The sequence below is a fragment of the Oryzicola mucosus genome (genome assembly GCF_014534685.1).
GTDB lineage: Bacteria > Pseudomonadota > Alphaproteobacteria > Rhizobiales > Rhizobiaceae > Oryzicola > Oryzicola mucosus.
In genome coordinates, this window is the sequence record NZ_JACVVX010000003.1 from 447,811 (window position 1) to 472,688 (window position 24,878).

The following is a 24,878-nucleotide window of genomic DNA, read 5'->3' on the forward strand; positions in this document are numbered from 1 at the left end:
GGAGCGCGCCAGGAAGACGATCGACGATCGGGAGAACGTCGGGAAGCATAAAGAGAACAACATCGAGATTGGAGTAAAGGGAACATGAAGACGACATTCGCATCAGCGGTGTTTGCCGCAGCGCTCGCATTTTCCACCTCGGCCTTTTCGGCTGAGATCGTCTTCTCCAGTTGGGGAGGCACCACCCAGGACGCGCAGAAAGCCGCTTGGGCTGACAAGTTCACGGCCGAGACCGGCACCACCGTGCTGCAGGACGGGCCGACCGACTACGGCAAGATCAAAGCCATGGTCGAAGCCAGTGGCGTGACCTGGGATGTCGTCGATGTCGAGGGCGATTATGCCGCGCAGGCCGGCAAGAACGGCATGCTCGAAAAGCTCGACTTCGCCGTCATCGACAGATCAAAGCTCGATCCGCGCTTCGTCACCGATTACTCAGTCGGCAGCTTCTATTACTCCTTCGTCATCGGCTGTAATGTCGATGCGGTCGACGCCTGCCCGAAGAACTGGGCTGACCTGTTCGACACCACCAAATTCCCCGGCAAGCGCACTTTCTACAAATGGTCTGCCCCTGGCGTGATCGAGGCTGCCCTGCTCGCTGACGGCGTGGCAGCCGACAAGCTCTATCCGCTCGACCTCGACCGAGCCTTCAAAAAGCTCGACACCATCAAGGGCGACATCATCTGGTGGTCGGGCGGCGCGCAGTCCCAGCAGTTGATCGCGTCGGCGGAAGCCCCCTTCGGCAGCGTCTGGAACGGCCGCATGACCGCACTCGCGGAGACTGGCGTCAATGTCGAGACGTCATGGGAGCAGAACATCACGGCAGCCGACTCGCTCGTCGTACCGAAAGGCGCGAAGAACAAGGACGCCGCGATGAAGTTCATCGCATTGGCGACATCCGCCCAGGGCCAGGCCGATCTGGCCGCCGCCACCGGCTATGCGCCGACCAATCTCGACTCCGCAGCGCTGATGGACCCGGAAAAGGCAAAGACTTTGCCGGACCAGCAGACCGCCAGCCAGGTCAATGCCGATATGAATTACTGGGCCGAAAACCGCGATGCCATCGGCGAACGCTGGTATGCCTGGCAGGCTCAGTAACGACCGACCCGGGGGAGCGGCGACGCTCCTCCGTCCTCTCAAAGGACTATCGTCATGCCTTCATTCGTTGCCCTGCCCGAAGTTGCGACGGTAAAGCGGCGCGAATTCCGTTCCACGCTGCCGGCCCTGCTGTTCCTTGCACTGTTCTTCGTGGTGCCGGTGATAGCCCTTCTGCTGCGCAGCGTTCTTGAACCCCAGCCAGGCTTGCAGAACTATGTCGAGTTGCTGGGGTCTTCGACCTATTTGAAGGTCTTCTTCAACACCTTTATGGTGTCGGCGGTAGTGACGATCGTGTCACTGACCATTGGATTTCCGGTCGCCTGGACCTTGGCCATCATGCCATCGCGCTGGGCCGCGATCGTTTTCGCCATACTGCTTCTGTCGATGTGGACCAATCTTCTCGCACGCACCTACGCCTGGATGGTGCTCCTGCAGCGGACGGGTCTGATCAACAAGATGCTGATGGGCATGGGCCTGATCGACAAGCCGCTGGCACTGGTCAACAACCTGACAGGCGTGACGATCGGCATGACCTATATCATGCTGCCCTTCATCATCCTGCCGCTCTACGGCACGATCCGGAAGATCGACCCCGCGATCCTGCAGGCTGCCGCGCTGTGCGGCGCAAATCGCTGGCAGGCGTTGACGCGGGTGCTGCTTCCGCTCACCGTCCCGGGCATGGCCGCGGGCGCGCTGATGGTGTTCGTCATGTCACTCGGCTATTTCGTCACACCCGCCCTTCTGGGCGGCACATCCAACATGATGCTCGCCGAACTCATCGCACAGTTCGTGCAATCGCTGGTCAACTGGGGCATGGGCGGCGCAGCCGCGCTGGTTCTGCTGGTTGTCACGCTTGCGCTCTATGCCGTGCAGCTTCGCATCGTCGGCAACGAGAGTGAAGGAGGCCGTTGAAGTGCTGCTCAATTTCGAACGGCTCGGTTGGTTGAAATATGTGCTGCTGGGCATCACGCTTTTGACCGCCTTGTTTCTCCTGCTGCCCATCATCTTCATCGCGGCACTCTCTTTCGGCTCGTCGCAATGGCTGATCTTTCCGCCACCAGGCTGGACGCTGAAATGGTATAGCGACCTTCTCGCCGATCCGCGCTGGCTGTCCTCAGCGTGGACGAGCTTCAGGATCGCGGCAATCGTGACCGTGCTCTCCGTCCTGCTGGGGCTCGTGACATCCTTCGGGCTGGTGCGCGGGCGATTCCTGTTCCGCAAGACGCTGAGAGCGCTGTTCCTGACGCCGATGATCCTGCCGGTGGTCGTGCTGGCGGTCGCGCTTTACGCGTTCTTCCTCAAGATCGGCCTCAACGGGACGATGACGGGATTCGTCATTTCTCATCTCGTTCTAGCGCTGCCTTTCTCCATTCTTTCGATCAGCAATGCGCTCGAACGCTTCGACAAATCGATAGAGGATGCCGCCGTGCTGTGCGGTGCATCGCCGCTTGAAGCGAAGATCCGCGTGACCCTGCCCGCGATCAGCCACGGCATCTTTTCTGCGGCAATCTTCTCGTTCCTGACGTCTTGGGATGAGGTTGTCGTGGCGATCTTCATGTCGAGTCCGACTTTACAGACCCTTCCCGTCAAGGTGTGGGCGACATTGCGGCAGGATCTTACCCCTGTCGTGGCCGCCGCTTCGACCCTTCTCATCCTGCTGACCGTCATTCTGATGGCACTGTTTGCGCTGGTGCGCAAAGGATTGAAATCATGACGACACCCTTCCTGAAAATCGAAGGAATCCGCAAAGAATACGGGCCCGTTGTCGCCGTGCAAGACGTCAATCTCGAAGTTGAGCGCGGCGAATTCCTGACCTTTCTCGGACCATCGGGCTCGGGCAAAAGCACCACCCTTTACATCCTCGCCGGCTTCGACAACCCGACGCGTGGCGACATCAAGCTCAACGGCAAGACGCTGCTCGCCACGCCATCGCAAAAGCGCAACATCGGCATGGTCTTCCAGCGTTACACGCTGTTCCCGCACCTCTCCGTCGGCGACAACATCGCATTTCCGCTCAAGGTCCGGCGGCTGCCGAAGCATCAGATCGATGCCAAGGTCAAGGAAATGCTGCGGCTGGTGCGCCTTGAAGGCTTTGAGGACCGCAAGCCGGCGCAGATGTCCGGCGGCCAGCAGCAGCGCGTCGCGCTAGCCCGCGCGCTTGCCTACGATCCTCCGGTGCTTTTGATGGATGAGCCGCTCTCCGCACTCGACAAGAAACTGCGCGAGGAAATCCAACATGAGATCCGTCGAATTCACCAGCAGACCGAGGTGACGATCCTCTACGTGACGCACGACCAGGAGGAGGCCCTGCGCCTGTCGGACCGCATCGCCGTATTCTCCAAGGGCGTGATCGACCAGATCGGCACCGGGCCTGAGCTTTACGCCAATCCCGCCACCCGGTTTGTCGCCCAGTTCATTGGCGACAGCGATTTTCTGCCGTGCCAAATGCTTCACTCGGCCAATGGCCGCGCCACCGTTTCGGTTGGAGGAGCGGTCTTCAGCGACGTTCCTCTGCACGAAACCGGCAAATCGGAGGGCGCCGCCCTGATGCTGCGCCCCGAACGTCTGTCGCTGACGCGAGAACCCTTGCAGCAACGATTGGCCGCGACAGTGAGCGACATCACCTTTCTCGGCAACAACGTCCACGTCGCCACATCAACGCTAAGCGGTGATCCGCTGTCGGTCCGCCTGCCTTTCGGACATCCGGCGATTTCAGGCCTGAGCAGAGGCGACAGCGTCTGGCTTGGTTTTGAGGCCGCGTCCGCGCATGTGTTCAACTGAGCGGCGAGAACGCGCAGATTTCAGGACCGCGCGTTTCCAGATGGAAGTCAGCCAGCGGCACTAGCCTTGTCAAGCGCCGCGATATCCGATTCGGATAGTTTGAGGTCAGCAGCTTTTGCGAAGCTTTCGACCTGCGCAACGCTTGTCGCGCTGGCAATCGGCGCCGTGACGCCCTTACGTGCGATCAGCCAGGCGAGCGCGACTTCGGCCGGCTCGACGGCATGCCCAGCAGACACTGCGTCGAGCGCGTCGAGAATCGCGAGGCCGCGCGGCGTCAGATATTTGGCGGCACCTTCGCCGCGCTGGGATTTGCCGAGATCGGCTTTGGAACGATATTTGCCGGACAGGAAACCGGAGGCGACGCTGTAATAGGTCACCACGCCGATGTCTTCCTCGATGCACAGATCGCGCAATGCCCCATCGAATTCAGCGCGATCGTAGAGATTGTAGCCGGGCTGGAGCACTTGATAGGCGGGCAAAGCCTTATCCTTGGCAACCGCTAGCGCCTCGCCCAATTGTTCGGCGCTGAAATTGGAAGCGCCTATCGACCGTATCTTGCCTGCCTTGAGCAGCTTGTCATAGGCGCCAAGCGTCTCCTCATGCGGCGTGTTGTCGGGCCAGTGCGAGAAATAGAGGTCGATGACATCGGTCTTCAGCCGCGCTAGGGATTCGTCGGCCGCCTGGAGAATCCACTTCTCGGACAGTCCCTTTTTGCCGGGAATGCCGAGATCGGAACCGACCTTGGTGAAGATGACGACCTTGTCGCGCAAGCCCGGCCGGCTCTTCAGCCAGTTGCCGATGATCACCTCGGATTCGCCGCCCTTGTTGCCGGGCGCCCAGGACGAATAGACATCCGCCGTGTCGATGGCGTTGAAGCCACTGTCGACGAAGGCATCCAAGACGGAAAAGCTGGTCTTCTCATCCGCTGTCCAGCCGAAGACGTTGCCGCCGAGGACGAGCGGAGCAATATCGAGGCCGGTTTTTCCGAGGGGGCGTTTCAGCATATGAGATTTCCTTTGCCTGTTCTGGCTTTGGCCAGCGACAATCAAGATAGGGACGCACAGGGGCGGGTCAAGGTTGGCTCACTGGCTTGAAGCGTGGCGCGGGAAAGACATTCCATCGGAAGGCGTCACGCCTCCCGATCCCAGCCGTCAGTCCTTGACGGCTGGGCGAGCGCTCAGCCAGACCGCGAGCATGGTGCAGATGGCACCCGAGAGCAGATAGCCGCCAGCGGCCAGAAGGCCGAATTCGGTGGAGAGCAGGAGAGCCGCCAGCGGTGCGAAACCCGCTCCGAACAGCCATGCAAGATCGCTCGTGATCGCAGAGCCCGTGTATCGATAAGTTTTTGAGAACCCCGCCGCCACGACGCCCGAGGACTGTCCGAACGACAGGCCGAGCAGAATGAAGCCGAGCACCATGAACACGGTCTCGCCAACCGGCCCGCCGTCAAGCAGTTGCGGCGCGAAACCGCTGAAGGCGGCAATCGCCACCGCCGTGCCGATGAGAAGGGAGCGACGCCCGACGCGATCGGCAATGATGCCCGATGCCACGATGGCCGCCAGCCCGAAGAAGGCGCTGACGGTTTCGATGACCAGAAAGCGCGCAATCTCTTCCGAGGTGAACAGGAAGACCCAGGACAGCGGGAACACCGTGACCATGTGGAACAGGGCAAAGCTTGCCAGCGGCGCGAAGGCGCCGATGAGAACGGTTCGTCCTTCCATGCGGAAAGTGTCGAAAACCCGCATCGGCATCAGTTCGCGGTTGGCGAACATGTCGGCATATTCCGGCGTCGAAACCATGCGAAGGCGGGCGAACAGCGCCACCACGTTGATCGCGAAGGCGACGAAGAACGGGTACCGCCAACCCCAGTCGAAAAAGTCCTGCGCTGAAAGATTGCCGACGAAAAAGGCAAAAAGTGCGCTCGCGACGATGAGGCCCGCGGGGGCGCCGAGTTGCGGGATCATCGCATACCAGCCGCGCTTTTCCTTCGGCGCATAGAGCGCGAGCAGCGAAGCCAGCCCGTCCCAGGTGCCGCCAAGCGCTATGCCCTGCAACATGCGGGCAATTGCCAGAAGCCATACGGCGGCGATGCCGATGCGCTCATAGCCGGGCAGGAACGCGATGGCCACGGTCGCCGTGCCGAGCAAGAAAAGCGCGGTGATCATCTTGGCGCCTTTGCCATAGGCTCGGTCGACCGCCATAAAGATCGCAGTACCGATTGGCCGAACGACGAAGGCGAGCGCGAAGATGCCAAAGGAATAGAGCGTACCGGTCAGGGCATCGACATAAGGAAAGACGAGTCGGGGGAAGACGACTACCGAGGCAATGGCATATACGAAGAAGTCGAAGAACTCCGACGTGCGGCCGATGAACACTCCGACGGCGATTTCGCCGGGTGCGATGGAGCCGTGGCTGCCGATATGTCCGTCCCGGACTTCCGGGCCGAGATTATCGGATATAGGGTGTGTTGCCGAGGGTTGCGTCATGGTCGCTTTGCAAAACAGGGAATTTCCCGATCAAGCCCACTCTAGCGGACAAAATCGCGCTGGTCGTGGGACTTATGCGCGTGAGCATACAATAGAGGCATTGGGCAAATTGTCCAATGTGTCTGAAAGGCTGCGGGGGATAGGACAGCGCATCGACCATAATCCGTGCGGACCCATTGCGTTGACTCGTTTCAAATATTTTCTGCTTCTGCCGCTGGCTGTGATGCTCAGCGGGTGCAACCTCGTGGTGCTGAGGCCTTCGGGGGACGTTGCCAGTCAGCAGGCCAATCTTATCGTCATCTCGACGGTTCTGATGCTGATCATCATCGTGCCGGTGATGTTTCTCACCGTCTTTTTCGCCTGGCGCTATCGCGCCGGCAACAAGGAGGCGAAGTACGAGCCGGACTGGGACCACTCCACCCATCTGGAATTGGTGATCTGGGCGGCGCCGCTCCTCATCATCATCTGTCTCGGCGCGCTGACATGGATGTGGACGCATTTGCTCGATCCCTATCGCCCACTCAGTCGCATCGCGGAAGGCCAGCCGATAGAGGATGCCGGAGATCCGCTCGAAGTGCAGGTGACCGCGCTCGACTGGAAATGGCTGTTCATCTATCCCGAATACGGCATCGCATCGGTCAACGAACTGGCGGCGCCGGTCAACCGGCCGGTCCGGTTCCGGATCACCTCGTCCTCGGTGATGAACTCGTTCTACATCCCTGCCCTCGCCGGACAGATTTATGCGATGCCGGGCATGGAAACGACGCTGCATGGCGTCATCAACAAGCCCGGCGAATACACCGGCTTCTCCGCCAACTACAGCGGCGACGGCTTTTCCGGCATGCATTTCGCCTTCCACGGCCTGGAAACCGCCGCTTTCGACACATGGGTCGCCGACACCAGGGCTGAAACCGGCGCACTCGACCGGACTTCCTATCAAGAACTGGCCAAGCCCAGCGAAAACGTACCCGTGCAGAAGTTCGGCACGGTCGAAAACAATCTCTTCCGCTTCATTCGCGACCGCTGCGTCGAGCCCGGCAAGATGTGCATGGATGAAATGATGGCTATCGACCGCAATGGCGGTCTCGGTCTCGCCGGCGTCAACCTGCTGCAGCAGCCCATGGTAGGCGACACGGCGGTGCGAACGGCCCTGTTCGGCCTCAAATCAAATATCGTCACCGGCATCTGCACGATCGAGGAACAGGAAGCCGTCGCCGACGTCGGTATCGCCATAGGCAAGCCGGTCAATCCCGATCCGCTGGTCGGCGCCGGTCTCGCGCGCCGCAGCTTCCTGCCGTTCCGTGCACCGATGCTCGACGCACAGTTGCAGTTCAGCCGGCCGTCAGGCTCCTGAGGACTCCGATGTCTGAAAATTTGATCAAAATGATCTTCGGCCGACTGACTTTGGAGTCTTTTCCGCTCCACGAGCCCATTGTCGTGGTCACCTTCGCTGTGGTCGCACTGATGGGCATGGCCGTTCTGGGCGCGATCACCTATTTCCGCCTTTGGGGCTATCTGTGGCGCGAGTGGTTCACCACCGTCGACCATAAGCGCATCGGCATCATGTACATGATCCTCGGCATCATCATGCTGCTGCGCGGTTTCGCCGACGCCATCATGATGCGGCTGCAGCAGGCCATGGCCTTCAACGGGTCGGAAGGCTATCTCAACGCCCACCACTACGACCAGATCTTCACCGCGCACGGCGTGATCATGATCTTCTTCGTCGCCATGCCGCTGGTGACGGGCCTGATGAACTATGTCGTGCCGCTGCAGATCGGCGCGCGCGACGTTGCGTTCCCCTTCCTCAACAATTTCAGCTTCTGGATGACCGTCGGTGGCGCCGTTCTGGTGATGATGTCGCTTTTCGTCGGAGAGTTCGCGCGTACGGGTTGGCTTGCCTATCCACCGCTGTCGGGGGCGGAAGCCAGTCCGGGCGTCGGCGTCGACTATTACATATGGGCCTTGCAGGTGGCCGGCGTGGGCACGACTTTGTCCGGCATCAACCTGATCTGTACCATCGTCAAGATGCGCGCGCCCGGCATGGCGATGATGAAGATGCCGGTCTTCACCTGGACATCGCTGTGCACCAACGTGCTGATCGTCGCGACCTTCCCAGTGCTCACCGCCACCTTGGTTCTGTTGTCGCTCGACCGCTACGTCGGTACGAACTTCTTTACCAACGACCTCGGCGGCAATCCGATGATGTATGTGAACCTCATCTGGATCTGGGGCCACCCGGAGGTCTACATCCTCATTCTGCCGGCCTTCGGCATTTTCTCGGAAGTCGCCTCGACCTTCTCGGGCAAGCGGCTGTTCGGCTACACTTCGATGGTTTACGCCACGGTCGTCATCACCATCCTGTCCTATCTGGTCTGGCTCCACCACTTCTTCACCATGGGTTCGGGTGCCAGCGTCAACTCCTTCTTCGGCATCACCACCATGATCATCTCGATCCCGACGGGAGCGAAGATTTTCAACTGGCTGTTCACGATGTATCGCGGGCGCATTCGCTTCGAATTGCCGATGATGTGGACCATAGCCTTCATGCTGACCTTCACCATCGGCGGCATGACGGGTGTGCTGCTGGCCGTGCCGCCAGCGGACTTCGTTCTGCACAACTCGCTGTTCCTCGTCGCGCACTTCCACAACGTCATCATCGGCGGCGTTCTCTACGGCCTGTTCGCCGGTATCACCTTCTGGTGGCCGAAGGCGTTCGGCTTCAAGCTCGATCCGTTCTGGGGCAAGGTCTCGTTCTGGCTGTGGGTGGTCGGTTTCTTCTTCGCCTTCATGCCGCTCTATGTTCTCGGCCTGATGGGCGTCACCCGCCGCCTGCGCGTGTTCGACGATCCGTCGTTGCAGATCTGGTTCTGGCTGGCAGGCTTCGGCGCCTTCCTGATCTTCTGCGGCATCGGGGCCATGCTGGTGCAGTTCGCCGTCAGCATCATGCGTCGCGAGCAACTGCGCGACACCACCGGCGACCCGTGGGACGGGCGCACACTGGAATGGGCGACTTCCTCGCCGCCGCCGGATTACAACTTCGCCTTCACCCCGGTCGTCTATGACAATGACGCCTGGTGGGACATGAAAAAACGTGGCTACGAGCGTCCGATGGATGGTTTCAAGCCCATCCACATGCCCAAAAATACCGGTGTCGGCGTTGTCATCGCCGGTCTCAGCGTGGCGCTGTCGGTCGGCCTGATCTGGTACATCTGGTGGCTCGCTGCGGTCTGCTTCGTCGCAATCCTTGCGGTCGCCATCAGCCACACGTTCAACTACGACCGCGACTTCCACATCGAGGCCGACGAAGTCACGCGGACCGAAGGCGCGCGCACCAAGCTGCTCGCGGCAGGTGAGTAAGACAATGACAGCATCCATCCCAGCATCGGCCAACGACAAGAAGCCGGTCTTCTACCAGCGGGAAGAGCACGGTCACGCCGAAGGTGGCAGCACCATGCTCGGTTTCTGGATCTATCTGATGAGCGACTGTCTCATCTTCGCGGTGCTGTTCGCCACCTACGGCGTGCTTGGAGCGAACTATGCCGCCGGCCCCGCCCCCAAGGACCTGTTCGATCTGAACCTCGTGGCGCTCAACACCGCCATGCTGCTGTTCTCGTCGATCACCTACGGCTTTGCCATGCTTGAGATGGTCAAGGGCAACCAGAAAACCACGCTGATTTGGTTGGCCGTGACGGGCTTGTTCGGCCTAGCCTTCCTGGGCATCGAACTTTATGAGTTCCACCACCTGATCGAAATCGGCGCCACGCCGCAGCGCAGCGCTTTCCTGTCGGCCTTCTTCACGCTGGTCGGCACGCACGGGCTGCATGTTACCTTCGGCATCATCTGGCTGGTGACGTTGATGGTTCAGGTCAGTCGTCGCGGGCTGATCGAGGCAAACAAGCGCCGGCTGATGTGCCTGAGCATGTTCTGGCACTTCCTCGATGTGATCTGGATCGGGGTTTTCACCTTCGTTTATCTGATGGGGATGCTGAGATGAGCGGCGCCAACACAAAAGCCCACGTCCCGACCGCGCCTCACGACGATCATGACGATCACTCGCACGGATCGATGCGCAGCTATCTGATCGGCTTTCTCCTGTCGGTCGTGCTGACCGCCATTCCGTTCTGGCTGGTCATGAACGGCGTTCTCGACAGCAAGATGGTCACCGCCATTGTGATCATGGCCTTCGCCATCGTGCAGATTTTCGTGCATATGATCTATTTCCTGCACATGAACGCGCGGTCGGAACAGGGCTGGACGATGATGGCGCTGATCTTCACGCTGATCGTAGTGGTCATCGCGCTGAGCGGCTCGCTTTGGGTCATGTACCACCTCAATGCCAACATGATGCCGGTCCACGACATGCAGCAGATGCCGTGACCAACACCGCGAAGCCCAGGCGCTCTTTTGCCTTTCTGTTGGTGGCAATTTGCGCCGCGCTGGTGAGTGCTGTGCTGCTGGCTTCCCTTGGTGTCTGGCAGATCGAGCGGCTGCGGTGGAAGGAAGCGTTGATCGCGCGTGTCGAGCAGCGCGTCGGCGCAGAGCCTGTCGCGGCGCCGGGGCAAGCCGACTGGAGCGGCATCAGGCGTGACGGGAGCGAGTATCTTCGCGTTCAACTCCAAGGCCGCTTTCTCAACGACCGGGAGACGCTGACCCAGGCGGTGACGGGCCTCGGCGGCGGTTACTGGGTGTTGACGCCCTTCTTGACCGATGGGGGCTTTACCGTGCTGGTCAATCGCGGCTTCGTACCACCTGACAGGCGCGACCCCTCCTCGCGGCCCTCCGGCCAGATCGAAGGCGCCACCAGCGTGACCGGCCTGCTGCGCCTCACCGAGCCAGGCGGCGGTTTCCTGCGCAACAACGACCCCGCAGCCGACCGCTGGTATTCGCGCGATGTCGAGGAAATTGGCGCCAAGCGCGGCCTCGGCCAGACCGCTCCCTATTTTATCGATGCCGATGCCACGCCGAACATCGGCGGCTGGCCGGTCGGCGGCCTCACTAAGATCACGTTCAACAATCACCACCTCATCTATGCCTTCACCTGGTTCGGCCTGGCCTTGATGGCGCTGGGAGCTGTTTGGATGCTGTTGCGCGACCGGCTCGGCAAACGATCTGCGAAGCGCGACGCCGGCCAGCCCCGGACGGCGGTCTCGTGATCACGCCTAGCACCCCTCAGGATCGGCTGGTGTGACCGATGTCAGCCCAGGAGACTACAAACCGCAAGAATCTGCTTCTGCTGGTCCAGCTTCGCTGGCTCGCCGTTGTCGGCCAGGTCATTACGATCCTGATCGTCCATTTTCAGATGGGGGTGGATATTCCCCTCGCCCAGATGACGGGGATCGTCGCCTGTCTGCTTGTGCTGAACCTCGCCACCTTGCTTCGGCTCAACAGTGATCGCGATGTCACTCAGGCTGAGCTGTTTATCGAACTCATCCTCGATGTAGCAGCACTAACCGCTCAGCTCTATTTGAGCGGCGGTGCGGCCAACCCCTTCGTTTCGCTCTATCTGCTCCAGATCACGCTCGGCTCGACCTTGCTCGACACGCGTTCGACATGGGCTTTGGTCGCCTTTGCCAGCCTATGCTTTCTGCTGCTGATGCGCTTTAACCAGCCTCTGGTGCTCCCGAACCTCGAAGACGGCGGATTTCTGACTCGCTATATTCAGGGCGCTTTCGTCAGCTTCCTGCTCGCAGCCATCCTGCTCGTTCTGTTCATCACCCGAATCTCGAGGAATCTGCGGGAGCGCGATGCGCATCTGGCTGACTTGCGACAACAGTCGGCCGAGGAGGATCACATCGTTCGCATGGGGCTTCTTGCTTCCGGTGCCGCGCATGAGCTTGGCACGCCGCTCGCGACCGTCTCGGTCATCCTCAATGACTGGCGGCGCATGCCCAAATTCAAGAAGGATGCCGAACTCATAGAGGATATCCGCGAGATGCAGGCGCAACTCGACCGCTGCAAGCAGATCGTCACTGGCATCCTCATGTCCTCCGGCGAAACGCGTGGCGAAGGGACAATTCGCACCACGATACGTGACTTTTTCGATGAGACGGTGGTAGATTGGCTCGCCAGCCGGTCGCCAGCGACGTTCGACTATAACAACGCCCTCGTTCCGGACACCGCCATCGTCTTCGATGCGGCACTGAAGCAGGTCGTTTTCAATTTGTTCGACAACGCGTTCGAGGCTTCGCCAAACTGGGTGGGCCTGTCCGTCACCCGGCAGGAGGACAAGCTGGTCACTATCGTCAGGGATGCGGGTCCAGGGTTCAGCCCGGATATGCTGGACACGCTGGGAACGCCCTATCAGTCGAGCAAGAACCGGCCGGGCAGCGGACTTGGCCTGTTTCTCGTCGTGAACGCAGTGCGAAAACTCGGAGGAACCGTGGTCGCGGCGAACAATCCGGGCAAGGGTGCGTCTGTGACCTTGACGCTCCCGCTGACAACCTTGTCACCTGAGGGAATTGCATGACGAACGACCGCCCCCTGCTGATCCTGGAAGACGATGCAGCCTTTGCCCGCACGCTGAAACGCTCATTCGAACGTCGCGGTTATGAAGTGATGGTCTGCGAAGGGCTGGAACAGCTTTCCGAAACGCTGAAGAACAGCAAGCCCGGCTACGCAGTCGTCGATCTCAAGCTCGGAACCGGCTCAGGCCTCAAGGGCGTCAAGATGTTGCACGAGCACGATCCTGAGATGCGGATCGTGGTTTTGACTGGTTTCGCCAGTATCGCCACTGCGGTGGAGGCGATCAAACTGGGTGCATCGCACTATCTGGCAAAACCCTCCAATACCGATGATATCGAAGCCGCCTTCGGCAAGTCTAGTGGCGATGCCGAGGTGCCGCTGACCAAGCGCCAGACCTCGATCAAGATGCTGGAGTGGGAGCGCATCCACGAGACGCTTGTCGAAAACGACTTCAACATCTCCGCGACCGCGCGCCATCTCGGCATGCATCGCCGGACCCTTGCCCGGAAGCTGGAGAAGCGCCGTGTCAACTGACAGGAACAATATCGTCGCCCGGACCGAGGGCGTGGAAGACGACTCCCAGTTGCTTGAGCAGGTCGAGGCGCATATGCGCGCCACCCTCATGAACGAAGCGTGCGATATGATGCGGCGCACGGGACTGCCTGCGATGACGGTGCTTCGGCTGGCGGCCACCGCGATGGGTTCGATCTATCGCGAAATGGCGGACGAACATCTGCAGGGGATCTGCGAATGCGGCTGGCAGCCGGACGAAACCAGCGAACTGCGCGAACTTTGCCAGGCATTGATGGAAAAGACCTGCCAGCGCGCTCTTCCCGACCTGGCCGCCATGCACGTTGCTGGCAGCGCCTAAACATCGCTGCTCAGGGACGTTGGAGTTTTTCGTAGCGTTTGACGAGCCGTTCGCGCTTCAGCCGCGACAGACGCTGCAGCCAGAAGATGCCGTCGAGCTGGTCGATCTCATGCTGGTGGCAGACCGAGCGCAGGCCCTCTGCCTCTTCCGTTTTCTCGATGCCGTCCATATCCTGATAGGCGATCCGCACCGAAGCATGGCGCTCGATCTCGTCGACGACGCCGGGCATCGACACGCTGCCTTCCTGATGACGAAGAAGCGTTTCGGACCGCCAGACGATTCGCGGATTGATATAAGTCTGGACGCCGGCGGCGGCCGAAAGCTCCAACACAACGACCCGCTTGAGGACGCCGATATGCGGTCCTGTGATGCCGATACCGGGCGCTGCGCGCATCGTATCGAGCAGATCGGTCGCAAGCTCTCGCAGCCCGGTATCGAATATTGTTACCGGCTCCGCAACCAGCCGCAGGCGCGGATCCGGATATGTGACGATGCTCCTGATTGTCATCTCGCTTCCTGTAGAGCCTCGTAGCGATCACGATCTGGTAAACGCCGACACACCGCCTCGTGATGCCTAGCCAGCCATTGAAGGCTCAGAAAAGGCCCGCGCTGCCCGGCAGCGCGGGCTTTTTCGTAGCTGCTAACGCGACCATACATTGGTCTGCAGCAAATAATCGCGTGTCGAGCGGTCGAGCGGATAGACCATCATGCCGTCCCGCCCGAACCACTTGTCGTAGATCTCCATGTAGCGGCCACGATAGTCGGCGAGGCCGCTGGTCAGGCCAACGATGGTCTGATTGACGAAATCCCGCCATTCGCTGTCGTTCTGCGGGAGAATGCAGGCCATGGCTTCGTTGCTCAGCGGCTCGGTTCGCGGCAACAGGACCACGCTGCGGGTCGGCTCGAGCTTGCGGGCCAAGCCGAGCAGGATGATGCCGATATTCGAAACGCCTTGGATTTCTCCACGGTTGAGCGCGGCAAAGGCATCGTCCATCGTCGGATAGGGTTTCGTCACGATGCCCGGCATGGCTTCTTCCAGGATGGTAGCCGTAGTCGTGCCTTCGGCAATGCCCACCACCATGTCATTGATATCGGGCGTTTGACGCAAGGTCTCGCGATAGGCCAAGATGCGGGTGCCGTCGCGGAAGAAGGGAATCGAGAAATCGATCGTCTTTTCGCGCTGCCAAGTGGGCGTGGTGATCTCGCACACGATATCGAGCTCTCCGGCTTCGACAAGCTGCAGCCGGTTGGACGGTGTGACGATGGATAGGTCAAGCCTGACAGGCTTACCAAGCCGCGCTTCGGTGGCGGCGCGGATTTCCTCAAGCAAATCGACAGAGAACCCTTGTGGCGTTCCGTTGGGGCCACGGAATGCGAATGGCACCGCATCCGCTCTTGTGCCGGCCCGGATGACGCCGCTTTCGGCGATGCGCTGAAGCTCGGTCGCCTGTACGCCGAACGAAGACAATAAACAGGCTGCGGCGACGATCAGCGCTCTTATGCCCTTCCGATGTGTCACACCCAACCTTTCCTAGCCGTTGAAGCGAAATCGCTGTCACTGTGGGGCTTATTTGTTCATAAATTACGTAAGATATTCAAACCAATTCAAACTTGGACAAGACGGATCGTCCTGTGCCTCTTTTCTTATCGGCCCCCGCCTTCTGGCTGATCGCTTTCCTATGCCTTCTTGTCGCGCCGCCAGCGCGAGCGGATGCGCTTGACGACATCAAAGCCAGAGGCGAACTCGTGGCTGGCGTCAAGGCCGATTACCAGCCTTTCGGCTATCGCGACCGCCAAGGCAACATCGTCGGTTTTGATGCGGATGTCGCAGCCAGCCTGGCGGAAACCCTCGGCGTGCCCCTGCGGCTGGTGCCGGTAACCAGTTCCAACCGCCTTCAGAAACTGGCCGCAGGCGATGTCGATGTGGTCGTGGCGACGCTAGGCGATACAATTGACCGCCGCCGCCTCGTCCGCATGATCGAGCCTGGATATTACGGGGGCGGCGCCAGCATCCTCGTGCCGGAAGACAGCCCGATCCGCGCCTGGAGCGATATTGCCGGCAAGCCTCTCTGTGCGGTTCAGGGCGCGCTCTGGAACAGGCTCGCCGCAACACGTCTGCTTGCCGACATCAGGGCTTTCGCCAACACAAGAGATGCCGAGCTTGCCTTGCGCGAGCGCAACTGCGCCGCATGGCTCTATGACGAGGCCGCCCTCCAGCACGCACTCACCAGCGGGGCATGGCCGAACTATAGGCTGCTGCCGGCCGATTTCGTCTCGCCATGGGCCATTGCTGTAGCCTCTGACGGGCGATTGGCCGACCAATTCGACCAGATTGTGGCCGGCTGGCTGCGCGACGGTCATCTGAAGGCGTTGGAAGCCAAATGGGGACTGCCGCCCGCCGCCTATCTCCAGGATGCAGGCGCACTCTGGTCGAGGCGTGATGACGATGGAGAATGGCACTGCAGGCGCGGCGCCGATGGGCGCTGGACCGCCGATTGCCGCGATCTCAATCTGGTCGAGGCGCAGGAACTGCAAGGCTTCGGCGCCATGGTCCTGAGCCTGCGCGACCGCTTCGGCATCGACCTGACCGCCTTCTACGACCCCTATGGCCGCGACCTTTTCGTCAGGGCACTGCTGACAACCTGCATCCTCGCTATATCGGTGATTGCGGGCAGCCTCCTGGTCGGATTCGCCGGAGCGGCACTGTTGCGGCTGCGCATTCCCGGACTCACGCAGCTGATAGCGACGCTGTTGACCGTTTTGCGCATGACCCCGCCCTTGCTGCAGCTTTATCTGGTCTTCTTCGGCATTGGCGGCCTTCTGGCGACACACGGCTTCAGCCTGAATGCCATGATCGTGGCAATCGCTGTTTTGTCGCTTTATGCAGGTGCGGCAAATGCCGTCACCCTGGCGGACGCATCTGCAACCGTCACCGCAACATCGACAGATCGGCGCCATCGGATCGCCGTGCTTGCCTATCCGGCGGTGATGGGCAGTTGCATCAACATCGTCAAGGCAACGGCCATGGCCAGCGCCATCGCCGTCCCGGAACTGGTTTACGCCAGCACCACCATCATTGCCGACTACGGCAATGGCGGCTTGATGATGAACATTTTGCTCGCCTGCTACGTCGCCATCGTTCTGGTCGTCGTGCAGGGCTTCAACCTGTTCCAACGCAGGGTGCTGCAGCGGTGAGCACGGCCGAGGTCTTCACCATGCTATGGGTCTGGACGCCGTTTCTGGCGGCCGGCTTCCTGTGGAACATCCTGATATCGGCCACCACGATGGCCATCGGTACCCCGCTGGGTTACGGGCTTGCGAGGCTTCGACTGTCGGGGTCGCGGCTTGGCCGCTTCCTGACGGCCGCTGCGCGCGTGCCGCCCACCTTCGTGCTGATCTATTACCTCGCCTACGTCCTGCCTACCGAGATCTCAATCGGCGGCGTGTCGTTGGGGATTGCGGGCTGGATCAAGGCGTCGCTTGCGCTTTCAGTCGCCGTCGCCGGTTTCGTTTCCGACAATGCGCTTTCGGCCATCCGGCACCATCGGCGCGGCGAAACCGTCGAGGCACTCTATTTCATCCCTGCATGGACAACTTATTTTCTTATCATCGTCATGGCTTCGTCCACCGCGTCGGTCATCGGCGTGCCTGAAATCGTGCAGCGTGCGAACACCGTGATTGCCGCCGTCGGCGATCCGAGCGCGACGCTATGGGTCTACATCTATACAATGCTGTGGTTTCTGGCCTTCTGCTGGCCACTCAGCCGGCTGATGAACTATGCCCGTGCCCGACTAGGCCGCTATGCTGGCCATGGACCGCGCAAAGATACCGACCCTATTGTGCCGCTGGCCGGGCCGATGATCGTGCAGGAGGAAAAGTAAATGGTTCCTGACACCGAGGTGGTAAGCCGCTTCAAGGTACCTGCGACTCTGGATGCCATCGGCGCGATCCAAGCGGCGGTCGAGGAGGCTGCGGAGGGTGTGCTGGCGCCAGCCGCAGTGTTCAAGCTGACCATGTCGATCGAGGAGTTGGTCACCAATATCGTGACCTACGGCAAGGCGGAGGGGACTGACATCGGTGTCGTCATCACGGCGACCACAGCCAGCCTCTCCGTTGAGCTGGATGATGCCGGCGTCGCCTTCGACCCTTTTCATCAGGCGCCGGAGCCCAGGCTGAACGAGTCCGTCGAGGACCGGGCTATCGGCGGCCTGGGCGTTTTTCTCGTGCGCGAGATGGTCGATGAGGTCGCCTATCACCGCAGCGCCGAGCGCAACCATATCCGGCTGGTCATGCTGAGACCCACCGCGAAGTCCGACGGAACCGCACCATGACTCTCACCCGTCGTCTAGTCCTGATGGTGGCGGCGTGCATCGCGCTCGCTATTCTGTCGATCAGCCTCGTCTTCGGCTATCTCGGACGAAACGCGCTAATCGAACAGGCTGAAGAGCAGGCCCAGGCCATCGCCCGCATCGTCGCCGAAAGCGCGCGCCTCACGGAAATCTCCCTTGAAGAGATGGAAGGGGTCGTCATCGACGATCTGTCCATTCTCGCCTTCGCCATCGGTAGCATGAATACCTTGTCGCCCGGGGAACTCGGCAACCGCCTGGCGGAGATTGTCGCCCGCGGCAATGCCTCGTCCATCTGGCTGGTCGACAGCAATCTCAGGGTCATCGCCAATTCCATCGGCGATTATGGCGCGATCATCGAGGGTGAAACGCTGCCGATCGGCCTGCCGCGGCATGCGCTCGACGCCTTGACCAGCGGCAAGCGGTTCACCCTGGAGTTGGGCAGTCCCATCGATGGCGTGCAATATGTCGGTGTCCGCGTCGATGGGGGACGCGCGCTGATTGCCGGCCAGCCCATCACCGTGCTCGATCCGGTCCGAGCAGCCAACAGTGTTCCCGTGCTTCTCGCCGCCTTGCTCAATCGCGACGAAATCCAGGCGATCCAGATTTTCGACGACACGATGCGCATGACAGCAAAGATCGGCGACGAGTTGCCCGTTGACGACGTCAACGAGTTGGTCGATGACAGCATCAGCGGCGCAGCACCTTCGTCCGACCTGTGGGAGAACAAGCTGCTGGTGGCCGCACCGATCCGCGACAGTGCTGGCATCGCCATCGGTTCGACCGTGATTGCGTTGTCGACTAAGCGCCTCGATGCGATGCTGTCGAGTTATCTGCTCTATGGCGCAATCGCTGCGGCCATCGTCTTTGCCCTCGGTTCGGCCATAGCCGGCGTGTTTGCCGGCCGTATCACGAGGCCAGTGGCTGCGATGACGCATGCTGCTCGCGAGATCGACGGCCGTACCTTCCAACCCGAGAGCCTCAACGGGTTGGCTGCGCAGAGCGACGAGCTCGGAACCCTTGCCCGCGTGTTCCAGCACATGGCGATAGAGGTGCAGGCGCGAGAAGAGCATCTGGAGTCGCTGGTTCGTGCGCGCACCATCGAACTCGAGCAGAAAAACCACCTTTTGGAGGAATCCAAACGCCGCGTCGAAGCCGAACTCGATGCTGCTCGCTCGCTGCAGGCGGCGATCCTGCCGCAGGCCTTGCCCGCCCACCCTTCCTATGACGGTAAGGCAACGATGGTACCGGCCCGCGAGCTTGGCGGAGATTTCTACGACTTCTTCGCCATCGACGACCGGCATCTCGGCATCGTCATCGCCGACGTTTCCGGCAAAGGGGTTCCGGCTGCTTTCTTCATGGCGATCTCGCGCACAGTGCTCCAATCGACCGCGCGCGAGAGCCATTCAGCCGGCACTTGTCTGGCTGCCGCCAACACGGTGATCTGCAGCCAGAACCCGATGGATCTGTTCGTCACCACCTTTTACGGCATCCTCGATACCGAGACAGGCGATTTCACCTACGCCAATGGCGGGCACAATCCACCTTTGATGATCCGCCGCGCCGATGGCAGTGTCGCAGACCTGCCGCGCACCGGCGGCATGGCGCTGGGTGTGATGCCCGGCCTGTCCTACAGCGAGAAGAAGGTCCACCTCAACGCCGGCGACACCTTGTTCCTGTATACGGACGGCATTTCGGAAGCGATGGACAGCGAAGGCCGGGAGTTCACGGAAGGGCGGCTGAAGGATGCGTTGATCGACGCCCATGCGCAGCATGTCGATCTGGTCATCTCCGGGGTAACGGACGCCGTCGGACGTTTCGTCGACGGCGCGGAGCAATCCGACGACATCACCTGCCTCGTCATCCGCTACAAGGGCGCTCGCGAGACGCTGGATTCACCGACAGAACTCGCGAGAGCTTCATAATTACAGGCGGGTCAAGGCATCCGCGCGGCTATCGGCGACATCGAGGATGCCAAGAAAACCGGAAATCTCGAACACATCCTTGATATGGGGTTGCAAGCCGGCAAGAATGAACTTGTTGCCGGACTGTTTCAGGCGCTTCGCAACGACCAGCACGACCCGCAAGCCTGCGCTGGAAATGTAATCGAGCCGCGTGAAATCCAGGACGAAAGCGCTGGAGCCAAGTTGCTTGAAGAGTTCAGCCTCGACCGCCGCCGCATTCGTGCTGTCCAGTCGGCCCTGAACGTCTGCGACGACCGCAGGTCCATGCGCCTCGAATGTAATGCTCATCTTTGTTCGGTTCCTAAGTGCCGGATTGCGGCTGGTATGTTGCTCACAAAGGTAAAAATTAACAGAATGAGAGTTACACAACTAGCACCGTAATCACAATGTTCCAGAGGTCATGAGGAAGCAGGCGGAGTTGCGGGAAAGTCTCACCCAGCATGCTCCGTCTTTCATTGACATCGGCAAGGCACCCTATGATCGGCTTCACCCTCCCGCCATCGCGACCGCGCCGCAGACCGCAGGAACTTTCCATCGCGGCCGATGAAAAAGCCGCGTGGTCAGTGCTGCTGCCTATCGGCTTCCAGCATGCTGCCATGGCGTTGGGCCTGTCTGCCTATGTGCTCGCACTCGCCAAGGCCTCCAATTTCGATTTCGAACAGACCAGAAATCTGCTCGCGGTCACCATCATGACCATGGCCTTTGGCACAGCACTTCAGGCCTGGGGCGGAAAGCTCGGTTCCGGTGCGCTGATCGTCCACATCCCAACTGCGATTCTCATCCCACAGATTGCACCGATATTCATCGAGACAGGCCCCGGCGGCGTGGGGGTGGTGACCATTCTTTGCGCCATCGTGTCGCTGATCCTGGCGCCGCTCACACCGCGACTTCGGGGCCTGTTTCCTCCCATCGTTGCCGGTCTCATCGTGCTGATCGGAGGCATGTCCCTTGTCGAAGGCGCGTTCGCACATTCCACCGGCTTGAGCGAAGACATGACGCTCGACCCCAACAGCATGATTATCGCCGGCATCACGCTTGGGCTGATCGTGGCGACCTCGGTTTGGGGCAACCGCAGCCTGCAGCTGTTTTCTCTCCTGATCGGCATTGGCGGTGGCGTCATTGCGGCGTTTTTCCTTGGAGAGCTTTCCGGTGGCCAGGCGCTGATGAGCGCACCCATCGTCGATTTGCCCAGCATTGCGACCCCGGTCTTCAATATCCCGATCAGCGCATTGATCGCTGCTGCCTTCGTTGCGGCACTGGTAGAGATAGATTCCATTGGCAGCTTCATCCTGATGGACAAGATGGACGACGCCGACTGGCGCAGGCCGGACATGAAGCAAGCCGGGCGCGGCATTCTTGCCGGCGGCATAGGCGATGCGCTCGGTGGTCTGCTGGGCGGCATGAGTACGGCCACCTCGTCGGCCAATATCGGTCTTTGCCACGCCAGCCGCACCACCACGCGTTATGCCGGCCTCGTGGCCGCGGCGATGCTTCTATTCATCGCCTTTCTGCCGCAGGCGACAATGGCCCTGACGCTGATCCCCACCCCGGTGATCGGCGCCATCGAAATGTATGCGGCAGCCTTCCTCATTGCAGCCGGCATCGATCTAATTGCCGAGCGTAAATTCGACACGCGCGGCATGTTCATCGTCGGCATCTCCATGGCGGGCGGCGTTGCCATCATGCTGCTGCCGGGTCTGGCCGAACGCATACCGCCTTCGCTGCGCCACTTGCTCGGCAGCGGCTTCATCGTCACCGGGGTGCTGGCGATCGTCCTCAATCTCCTGTTTCGCATCGGGATCAAAAAGACGCAGCTTCAACAGATCGAGCCGAACGGCCACCCCATCGCCATTCAGGTCACAGACTTCATCGAGCGCATGGGCGGTGCCTGGGCAGCGCGACGCGACGTCGTACAGCGAGCCGCGCAAGCCTCCGTCGAAGCTATCGAGGCAATCCAGTCGACCGGCGTGCATAAGGTGACTTCGGTTGTGGGCCACTTCGACGAGTTGAACTTCAACATCGAGTTGCGGCACACCGGATCGCCCTTGCCGCTCGGGCCGGGCGCCATGCCGGACCTTGCCTCGATCCTCGACGCCGACAATGACGAAGGCATCGACGCGGCCATCGCCAGTGTCTCGCAAGTTCTGATCCATCGGCTGGCTGACGGTCTGAAATGCGGCGCCCTGCCCTCCGGCGGCGGCGCCTTCCTGCGCCTGCATTTCGATCACTGACCGATGAAGAATAATGGCAATCGCGACATGAAGCAGACGGAAAGTGTGCCGAGCGCCGCCCTTGGCCGCAACGAAATGCGTCGAAGCTACGACGCTTACTTTGCCTCCGGCCTTTATGTCTCGCGCTATCCCAAACCGAACCGGCGATGTTTGCGCCTTTTGTCCGCGGCTCTTCCCAAGGGAGGGCGGCTGCTCGACTACGGCGCGGGCGAAGGCCGCTACTGCTTCGCACTGGCAAAGAGCCATGACGCAGATGTTCTCGCCGTCGACATCAGCGCGGTCGCGCGCAGTCACCTTACCTCGGCCGCCCAAAGCGAGGGTCTGGGCGCCAAGGTGACCGTTTGCGACGTTGGCGATGCGGCCTACACCCGCGAGGTCGAAAGCGGCAGCTACGACGTTGCGCTGCTGGGTTTCGGCGTGCTCGGCCACATCGCAGGCAGAAGCAGGCGGCTCGAGGCACTCATCGATATGCGCCGTGCTTTAAAACCAGCTGGGACGCTTGTGCTGGGCGTACCCAACGCATTCAGACGCATGCGCGAGCAGCAAGCCGAATGCCGCCCGATGGTGGAACGCGGCGAACTGGAACCCGGCGACATCCGCTATCGGCGTTCGGTTGGCGGAAACGACATCGCTCTGTTCTATCATCTGTTCACCGAGACAGAAATTCGCGACGATCTCACGGCGGCGGGTTTCACGGTAGAGCAACTAACCGGCGAGAGCCTTCTGCCGGAAAGTGCCGTTACCCACTCCAGCCTTGTCGGGATTCTGGATGACCTTGCCTGCGCCGTCGTGCCGCCCGGATTGTGCTACGGCTTGCTGGTCGCGGCGCGGCCGAGGTAACCCTCACACTTCCTGGGGTGTATCGCTGCTTTGGCCCACACGCGGACGGAAGCGGCGCAGGAACCCTCTGAACCGCTTTGTCCAACTGACATCGCGCGCTTCGACGATCCGCGCCATGGTCCGGGCATAGTCGACCACCAGACCGGGCGTCCAGGTCGCAGAATTGGCCCGGTTGCTGATCATCGCGGCCACCCAGAGGTCGGGGTTGATGAGCAGGCGGATCAGCCGAAGCCATGGCGTCTTGCCAGCCAGCGAGCCTTCCAAAGCCGCGTTGAGTGCTGCGGCGACCACAACGGAACAATTGCGATTGGTCAGATTGTAGGTGTTGTCCTGCCTGTATCCGGCCCAGAACGCCCGCAGGCGCCTTGGATTGTAGTTCCAGAAATCGATGTTGACGTCGGCATCGCACCACCAATCCGACTCCCATGCATAGGATGGCTGGAAACGACCGTGGAGATCGTTTTCCGAAGTCCCGCGTAGAGAATTGATGAAGTCCTGCTCGGAGCGTTCGAGCTCCTTCTTCGGATAGTGACTGATATAGACGTCGGGCAGCATTTCCATAGCGGCATGGCCTGTGGAAATCACACCGTTTTTGTCGACGGCGGCAACGTATCGGTCGATCAGGAGCCGGCGCGCCGGCTCCTCGGCCGATCCGACGGGCGTCCAGACATGGACGGTGAGTGGGTTTTCGACCTTTACCTCTTCGCCAGTATCGATCAACACGGGTGCATTGTCATACCAGCCGCGACCGGCGAACAGTGGCAGATTGAGGATTGCGACTTCGCTTTCAAGCGTCCTCAGCATCAGCGACATGCGCACGAGCAGCCATCCAGACAACGCCAGGAACAGGCTGATACAGAAGATGATGTTCTTTTCGCGTGGCAGCGGCCATTCGGTGATGACGAGGACGGCAAGCATCAGTTCGACGGTGCCGTAAAAAACCCCCATCCGCCAGCGTGGGAAACGAACGATGACAGCGGTGGCGATACGGCCTGCCCCATCGAGCAAGAAGGCCAATGCGAACAGCATGGCAATGCCGATGTCGGTCCGGAATGGATAGCCGATGATGAGAACACCGATGATGATCAGGCCAATCGCCTTCAGCAGGGTCAGGATACGTGCCTTGCGGTCGAGTTCGGGCACCAGAAGCGGCAAGAAGGACAAAAGGCCGTTGAGCACGAAGATCAGCCCGAGCGCTTCGACGGTAACAAAACTGACTCGTTCGGAAATGCCTATGATCATCAAAAGCGCCAGCGTGATCAGTGCTGCGCCTAGAACGAGCAGCACATACCAACGCGAGCGAAAGGCCGCAGGTCCGATAAGCAGAAATGCCATTTTTAACATCAGCTATCGAACGCTCTGCGCCCGCCCCGTCGCGAATTGATGAGATTGTCTGTGATTCCGCTGTCTCGCTAAAAATTCCATGAAGATGACAGCACCTCAACGGAAAAATTCGGGTGTATCGGAGTTGCGAGGTATTCTTTTTATAGGACCATAACGGTCAACAAAGGAAACTTAACGTATCTTCTTTTTACCACAGGTGGCGATCCTGGTTTTGCCCCTAAACAAGCCCAATCTTTATCGCACCAGCGTCGTCATCACGGCGGCACGGACTGCGGCATTCGTGGCGATCCTCTGATCGAACTGGCGCTGCTTTACGTCCGCGAAATCACCCAGCTAAGGTACTATGCGCAGGCATCGTGATGCTGGTGGCCTCCACCAAATTCACCAAATGGTGTCCGGACCGGAAAAAAGACGAAGGCTCCAGCCGAATGTTTCGATCTTCTTAAGGGTTTCGT

General features: G+C 60.4%; 24 protein-coding genes. 18 read left to right on the plus strand and 6 right to left on the minus strand.

Annotated features, from left to right (window positions below; all coding sequences use genetic code 11):
- The first annotated feature begins 84 nt into the window (after positions 1 to 84).
- From ICI42_RS12360 to ICI42_RS12375, 4 genes are read left to right on the plus strand one after another with little or no spacing between them, the layout of a single operon-like run.
- Positions 85 to 1,095, plus strand: coding sequence for a polyamine ABC transporter substrate-binding protein (locus tag ICI42_RS12360; protein ID WP_188164871.1), 1,011 nt, complete (start codon positions 85 to 87; stop codon positions 1,093 to 1,095).
- Positions 1,096 to 1,149: 54 nt separating this feature from the next.
- On the plus strand, positions 1,150 to 2,007 hold the full coding sequence (locus ICI42_RS12365) for an ABC transporter permease (protein WP_188164872.1): 858 nt from the start codon (positions 1,150 to 1,152) through the stop codon (positions 2,005 to 2,007).
- A gap of 1 nt (position 2,008) precedes the next feature.
- Positions 2,009 to 2,809, plus strand: a complete 801-nt coding sequence (locus ICI42_RS12370; RefSeq protein ID WP_188165070.1) for an ABC transporter permease — start codon at positions 2,009 to 2,011, stop codon at positions 2,807 to 2,809.
- A complete protein-coding gene (locus ICI42_RS12375) occupies positions 2,806 to 3,876 on the plus strand; it encodes an ABC transporter ATP-binding protein (protein WP_188164873.1) in 1,071 nt (356 codons plus the stop codon). Before ICI42_RS12370 ends, ICI42_RS12375 begins: the two co-directional genes overlap by 4 nt.
- 47 nt (positions 3,877 to 3,923) lie before the next feature.
- Here ICI42_RS12375 and ICI42_RS12380 read toward each other — a convergent pair whose 3' ends face one another.
- The gene (locus ICI42_RS12380) at positions 3,924 to 4,880 is read right to left on the minus strand and encodes an aldo/keto reductase (protein WP_188164874.1); all 957 of its coding nucleotides are present in this window, start codon (positions 4,878 to 4,880) and stop codon (positions 3,924 to 3,926) included.
- A 147-nt stretch (positions 4,881 to 5,027) separates the two neighbouring features.
- Entirely contained in the window at positions 5,028 to 6,362 is a 1,335-nt protein-coding gene (locus ICI42_RS12385; protein WP_188164875.1) for an MFS transporter, read from the minus strand.
- Positions 6,363 to 6,543: 181 nt separating this feature from the next.
- On the opposite strand from ICI42_RS12385, the gene cyoA reads away from it, so the two are divergent.
- The 8 genes from cyoA to ICI42_RS12425 are packed head-to-tail and all read left to right on the plus strand — an operon-like array spanning position 6,544 to position 13,698.
- Positions 6,544 to 7,716 (plus strand): ubiquinol oxidase subunit II, encoded by a 1,173-nt coding sequence (gene cyoA / locus ICI42_RS12390; protein WP_188164876.1) that lies wholly within the window; start codon positions 6,544 to 6,546, stop codon positions 7,714 to 7,716.
- A gap of 8 nt (positions 7,717 to 7,724) precedes the next feature.
- Positions 7,725 to 9,722, plus strand: a complete 1,998-nt coding sequence (gene cyoB, locus ICI42_RS12395) for a cytochrome o ubiquinol oxidase subunit I (protein WP_188164877.1) — start codon at positions 7,725 to 7,727, stop codon at positions 9,720 to 9,722.
- Positions 9,723 to 9,726: 4 nt separating this feature from the next.
- Entirely contained in the window at positions 9,727 to 10,359 is a 633-nt protein-coding gene (cyoC, locus tag ICI42_RS12400) for a cytochrome o ubiquinol oxidase subunit III (RefSeq protein WP_188164878.1), read from the plus strand.
- Positions 10,356 to 10,742, plus strand: coding sequence for a cytochrome o ubiquinol oxidase subunit IV (gene cyoD / locus ICI42_RS12405; protein ID WP_188164879.1), 387 nt, complete (start codon positions 10,356 to 10,358; stop codon positions 10,740 to 10,742). The genes cyoC and cyoD overlap by 4 nt, the downstream gene beginning before the upstream one ends.
- Positions 10,739 to 11,518, plus strand: coding sequence for an SURF1 family protein (locus ICI42_RS12410; RefSeq protein ID WP_188164880.1), 780 nt, complete (start codon positions 10,739 to 10,741; stop codon positions 11,516 to 11,518). The genes cyoD and ICI42_RS12410 overlap by 4 nt, the downstream gene beginning before the upstream one ends.
- A 38-nt stretch (positions 11,519 to 11,556) precedes the next feature.
- Positions 11,557 to 12,831 (plus strand): ATP-binding protein, encoded by a 1,275-nt coding sequence (locus tag ICI42_RS12415; protein ID WP_188164881.1) that lies wholly within the window; start codon positions 11,557 to 11,559, stop codon positions 12,829 to 12,831.
- Complete coding sequence (locus ICI42_RS12420; protein WP_188164882.1) at positions 12,828 to 13,361, plus strand: response regulator transcription factor; 534 nt, start codon at positions 12,828 to 12,830, stop codon at positions 13,359 to 13,361. The genes ICI42_RS12415 and ICI42_RS12420 overlap by 4 nt, the downstream gene beginning before the upstream one ends.
- Positions 13,351 to 13,698: a hypothetical protein gene (locus tag ICI42_RS12425; protein ID WP_188164883.1), complete on the plus strand. Its 348-nt coding sequence runs from the start codon at positions 13,351 to 13,353 to the stop codon at positions 13,696 to 13,698. Before ICI42_RS12420 ends, ICI42_RS12425 begins: the two co-directional genes overlap by 11 nt.
- Before the next feature lie 10 nt (positions 13,699 to 13,708).
- On the opposite strand, the gene ICI42_RS12430 is transcribed toward ICI42_RS12425, so the two are convergent.
- Both ICI42_RS12430 and ICI42_RS12435 read right to left on the minus strand, forming a co-directional pair.
- Positions 13,709 to 14,206, minus strand: coding sequence for a peptide deformylase (locus ICI42_RS12430; RefSeq protein WP_188164884.1), 498 nt, complete (start codon positions 14,204 to 14,206; stop codon positions 13,709 to 13,711).
- Between the two features lie 132 nt (positions 14,207 to 14,338).
- On the minus strand, positions 14,339 to 15,217 hold the full coding sequence (locus ICI42_RS12435; protein ID WP_188164885.1) for an amino acid ABC transporter substrate-binding protein: 879 nt from the start codon (positions 15,215 to 15,217) through the stop codon (positions 14,339 to 14,341).
- A 113-nt stretch (positions 15,218 to 15,330) separates the two neighbouring features.
- Here ICI42_RS12435 and ICI42_RS12440 point away from each other — a divergent pair, with 113 nt between their 5' ends.
- The 4 genes from ICI42_RS12440 to ICI42_RS12455 are packed head-to-tail and all read left to right on the plus strand — an operon-like array spanning position 15,331 to position 19,969.
- Entirely contained in the window at positions 15,331 to 16,893 is a 1,563-nt protein-coding gene (locus ICI42_RS12440; RefSeq protein ID WP_188164886.1) for a transporter substrate-binding domain-containing protein, read from the plus strand.
- Positions 16,890 to 17,579 (plus strand): polar amino acid ABC transporter permease, encoded by a 690-nt coding sequence (locus ICI42_RS12445; RefSeq protein ID WP_188164887.1) that lies wholly within the window; start codon positions 16,890 to 16,892, stop codon positions 17,577 to 17,579. Before ICI42_RS12440 ends, ICI42_RS12445 begins: the two co-directional genes overlap by 4 nt.
- Positions 17,580 to 18,029, plus strand: a complete 450-nt coding sequence (locus ICI42_RS12450) for an ATP-binding protein (protein WP_188164888.1) — start codon at positions 17,580 to 17,582, stop codon at positions 18,027 to 18,029.
- Positions 18,026 to 19,969, plus strand: coding sequence for a PP2C family protein-serine/threonine phosphatase (locus ICI42_RS12455; protein ID WP_188164889.1), 1,944 nt, complete (start codon positions 18,026 to 18,028; stop codon positions 19,967 to 19,969). Before ICI42_RS12450 ends, ICI42_RS12455 begins: the two co-directional genes overlap by 4 nt.
- Here ICI42_RS12455 and ICI42_RS12460 read toward each other — a convergent pair whose 3' ends face one another.
- Positions 19,970 to 20,296, minus strand: coding sequence for an STAS domain-containing protein (locus tag ICI42_RS12460; protein ID WP_188164890.1), 327 nt, complete (start codon positions 20,294 to 20,296; stop codon positions 19,970 to 19,972).
- Between the two features lie 188 nt (positions 20,297 to 20,484).
- Between ICI42_RS12460 and ICI42_RS12465 the strand changes: the two genes are divergently transcribed.
- Positions 20,485 to 22,239, plus strand: a complete 1,755-nt coding sequence (locus tag ICI42_RS12465; RefSeq protein ID WP_188164891.1) for a solute carrier family 23 protein — start codon at positions 20,485 to 20,487, stop codon at positions 22,237 to 22,239.
- Between the two features lie 27 nt (positions 22,240 to 22,266).
- Positions 22,267 to 23,079 (plus strand): class I SAM-dependent methyltransferase, encoded by an 813-nt coding sequence (locus tag ICI42_RS12470; protein WP_188164892.1) that lies wholly within the window; start codon positions 22,267 to 22,269, stop codon positions 23,077 to 23,079.
- 3 nt (positions 23,080 to 23,082) lie between these two features.
- On the opposite strand, the gene ICI42_RS12475 is transcribed toward ICI42_RS12470, so the two are convergent.
- Complete coding sequence (locus ICI42_RS12475; RefSeq protein ID WP_230980300.1) at positions 23,083 to 24,414, minus strand: HdeD family acid-resistance protein; 1,332 nt, start codon at positions 24,412 to 24,414, stop codon at positions 23,083 to 23,085.
- Positions 24,415 to 24,878: the final 464 nt, after the last annotated feature.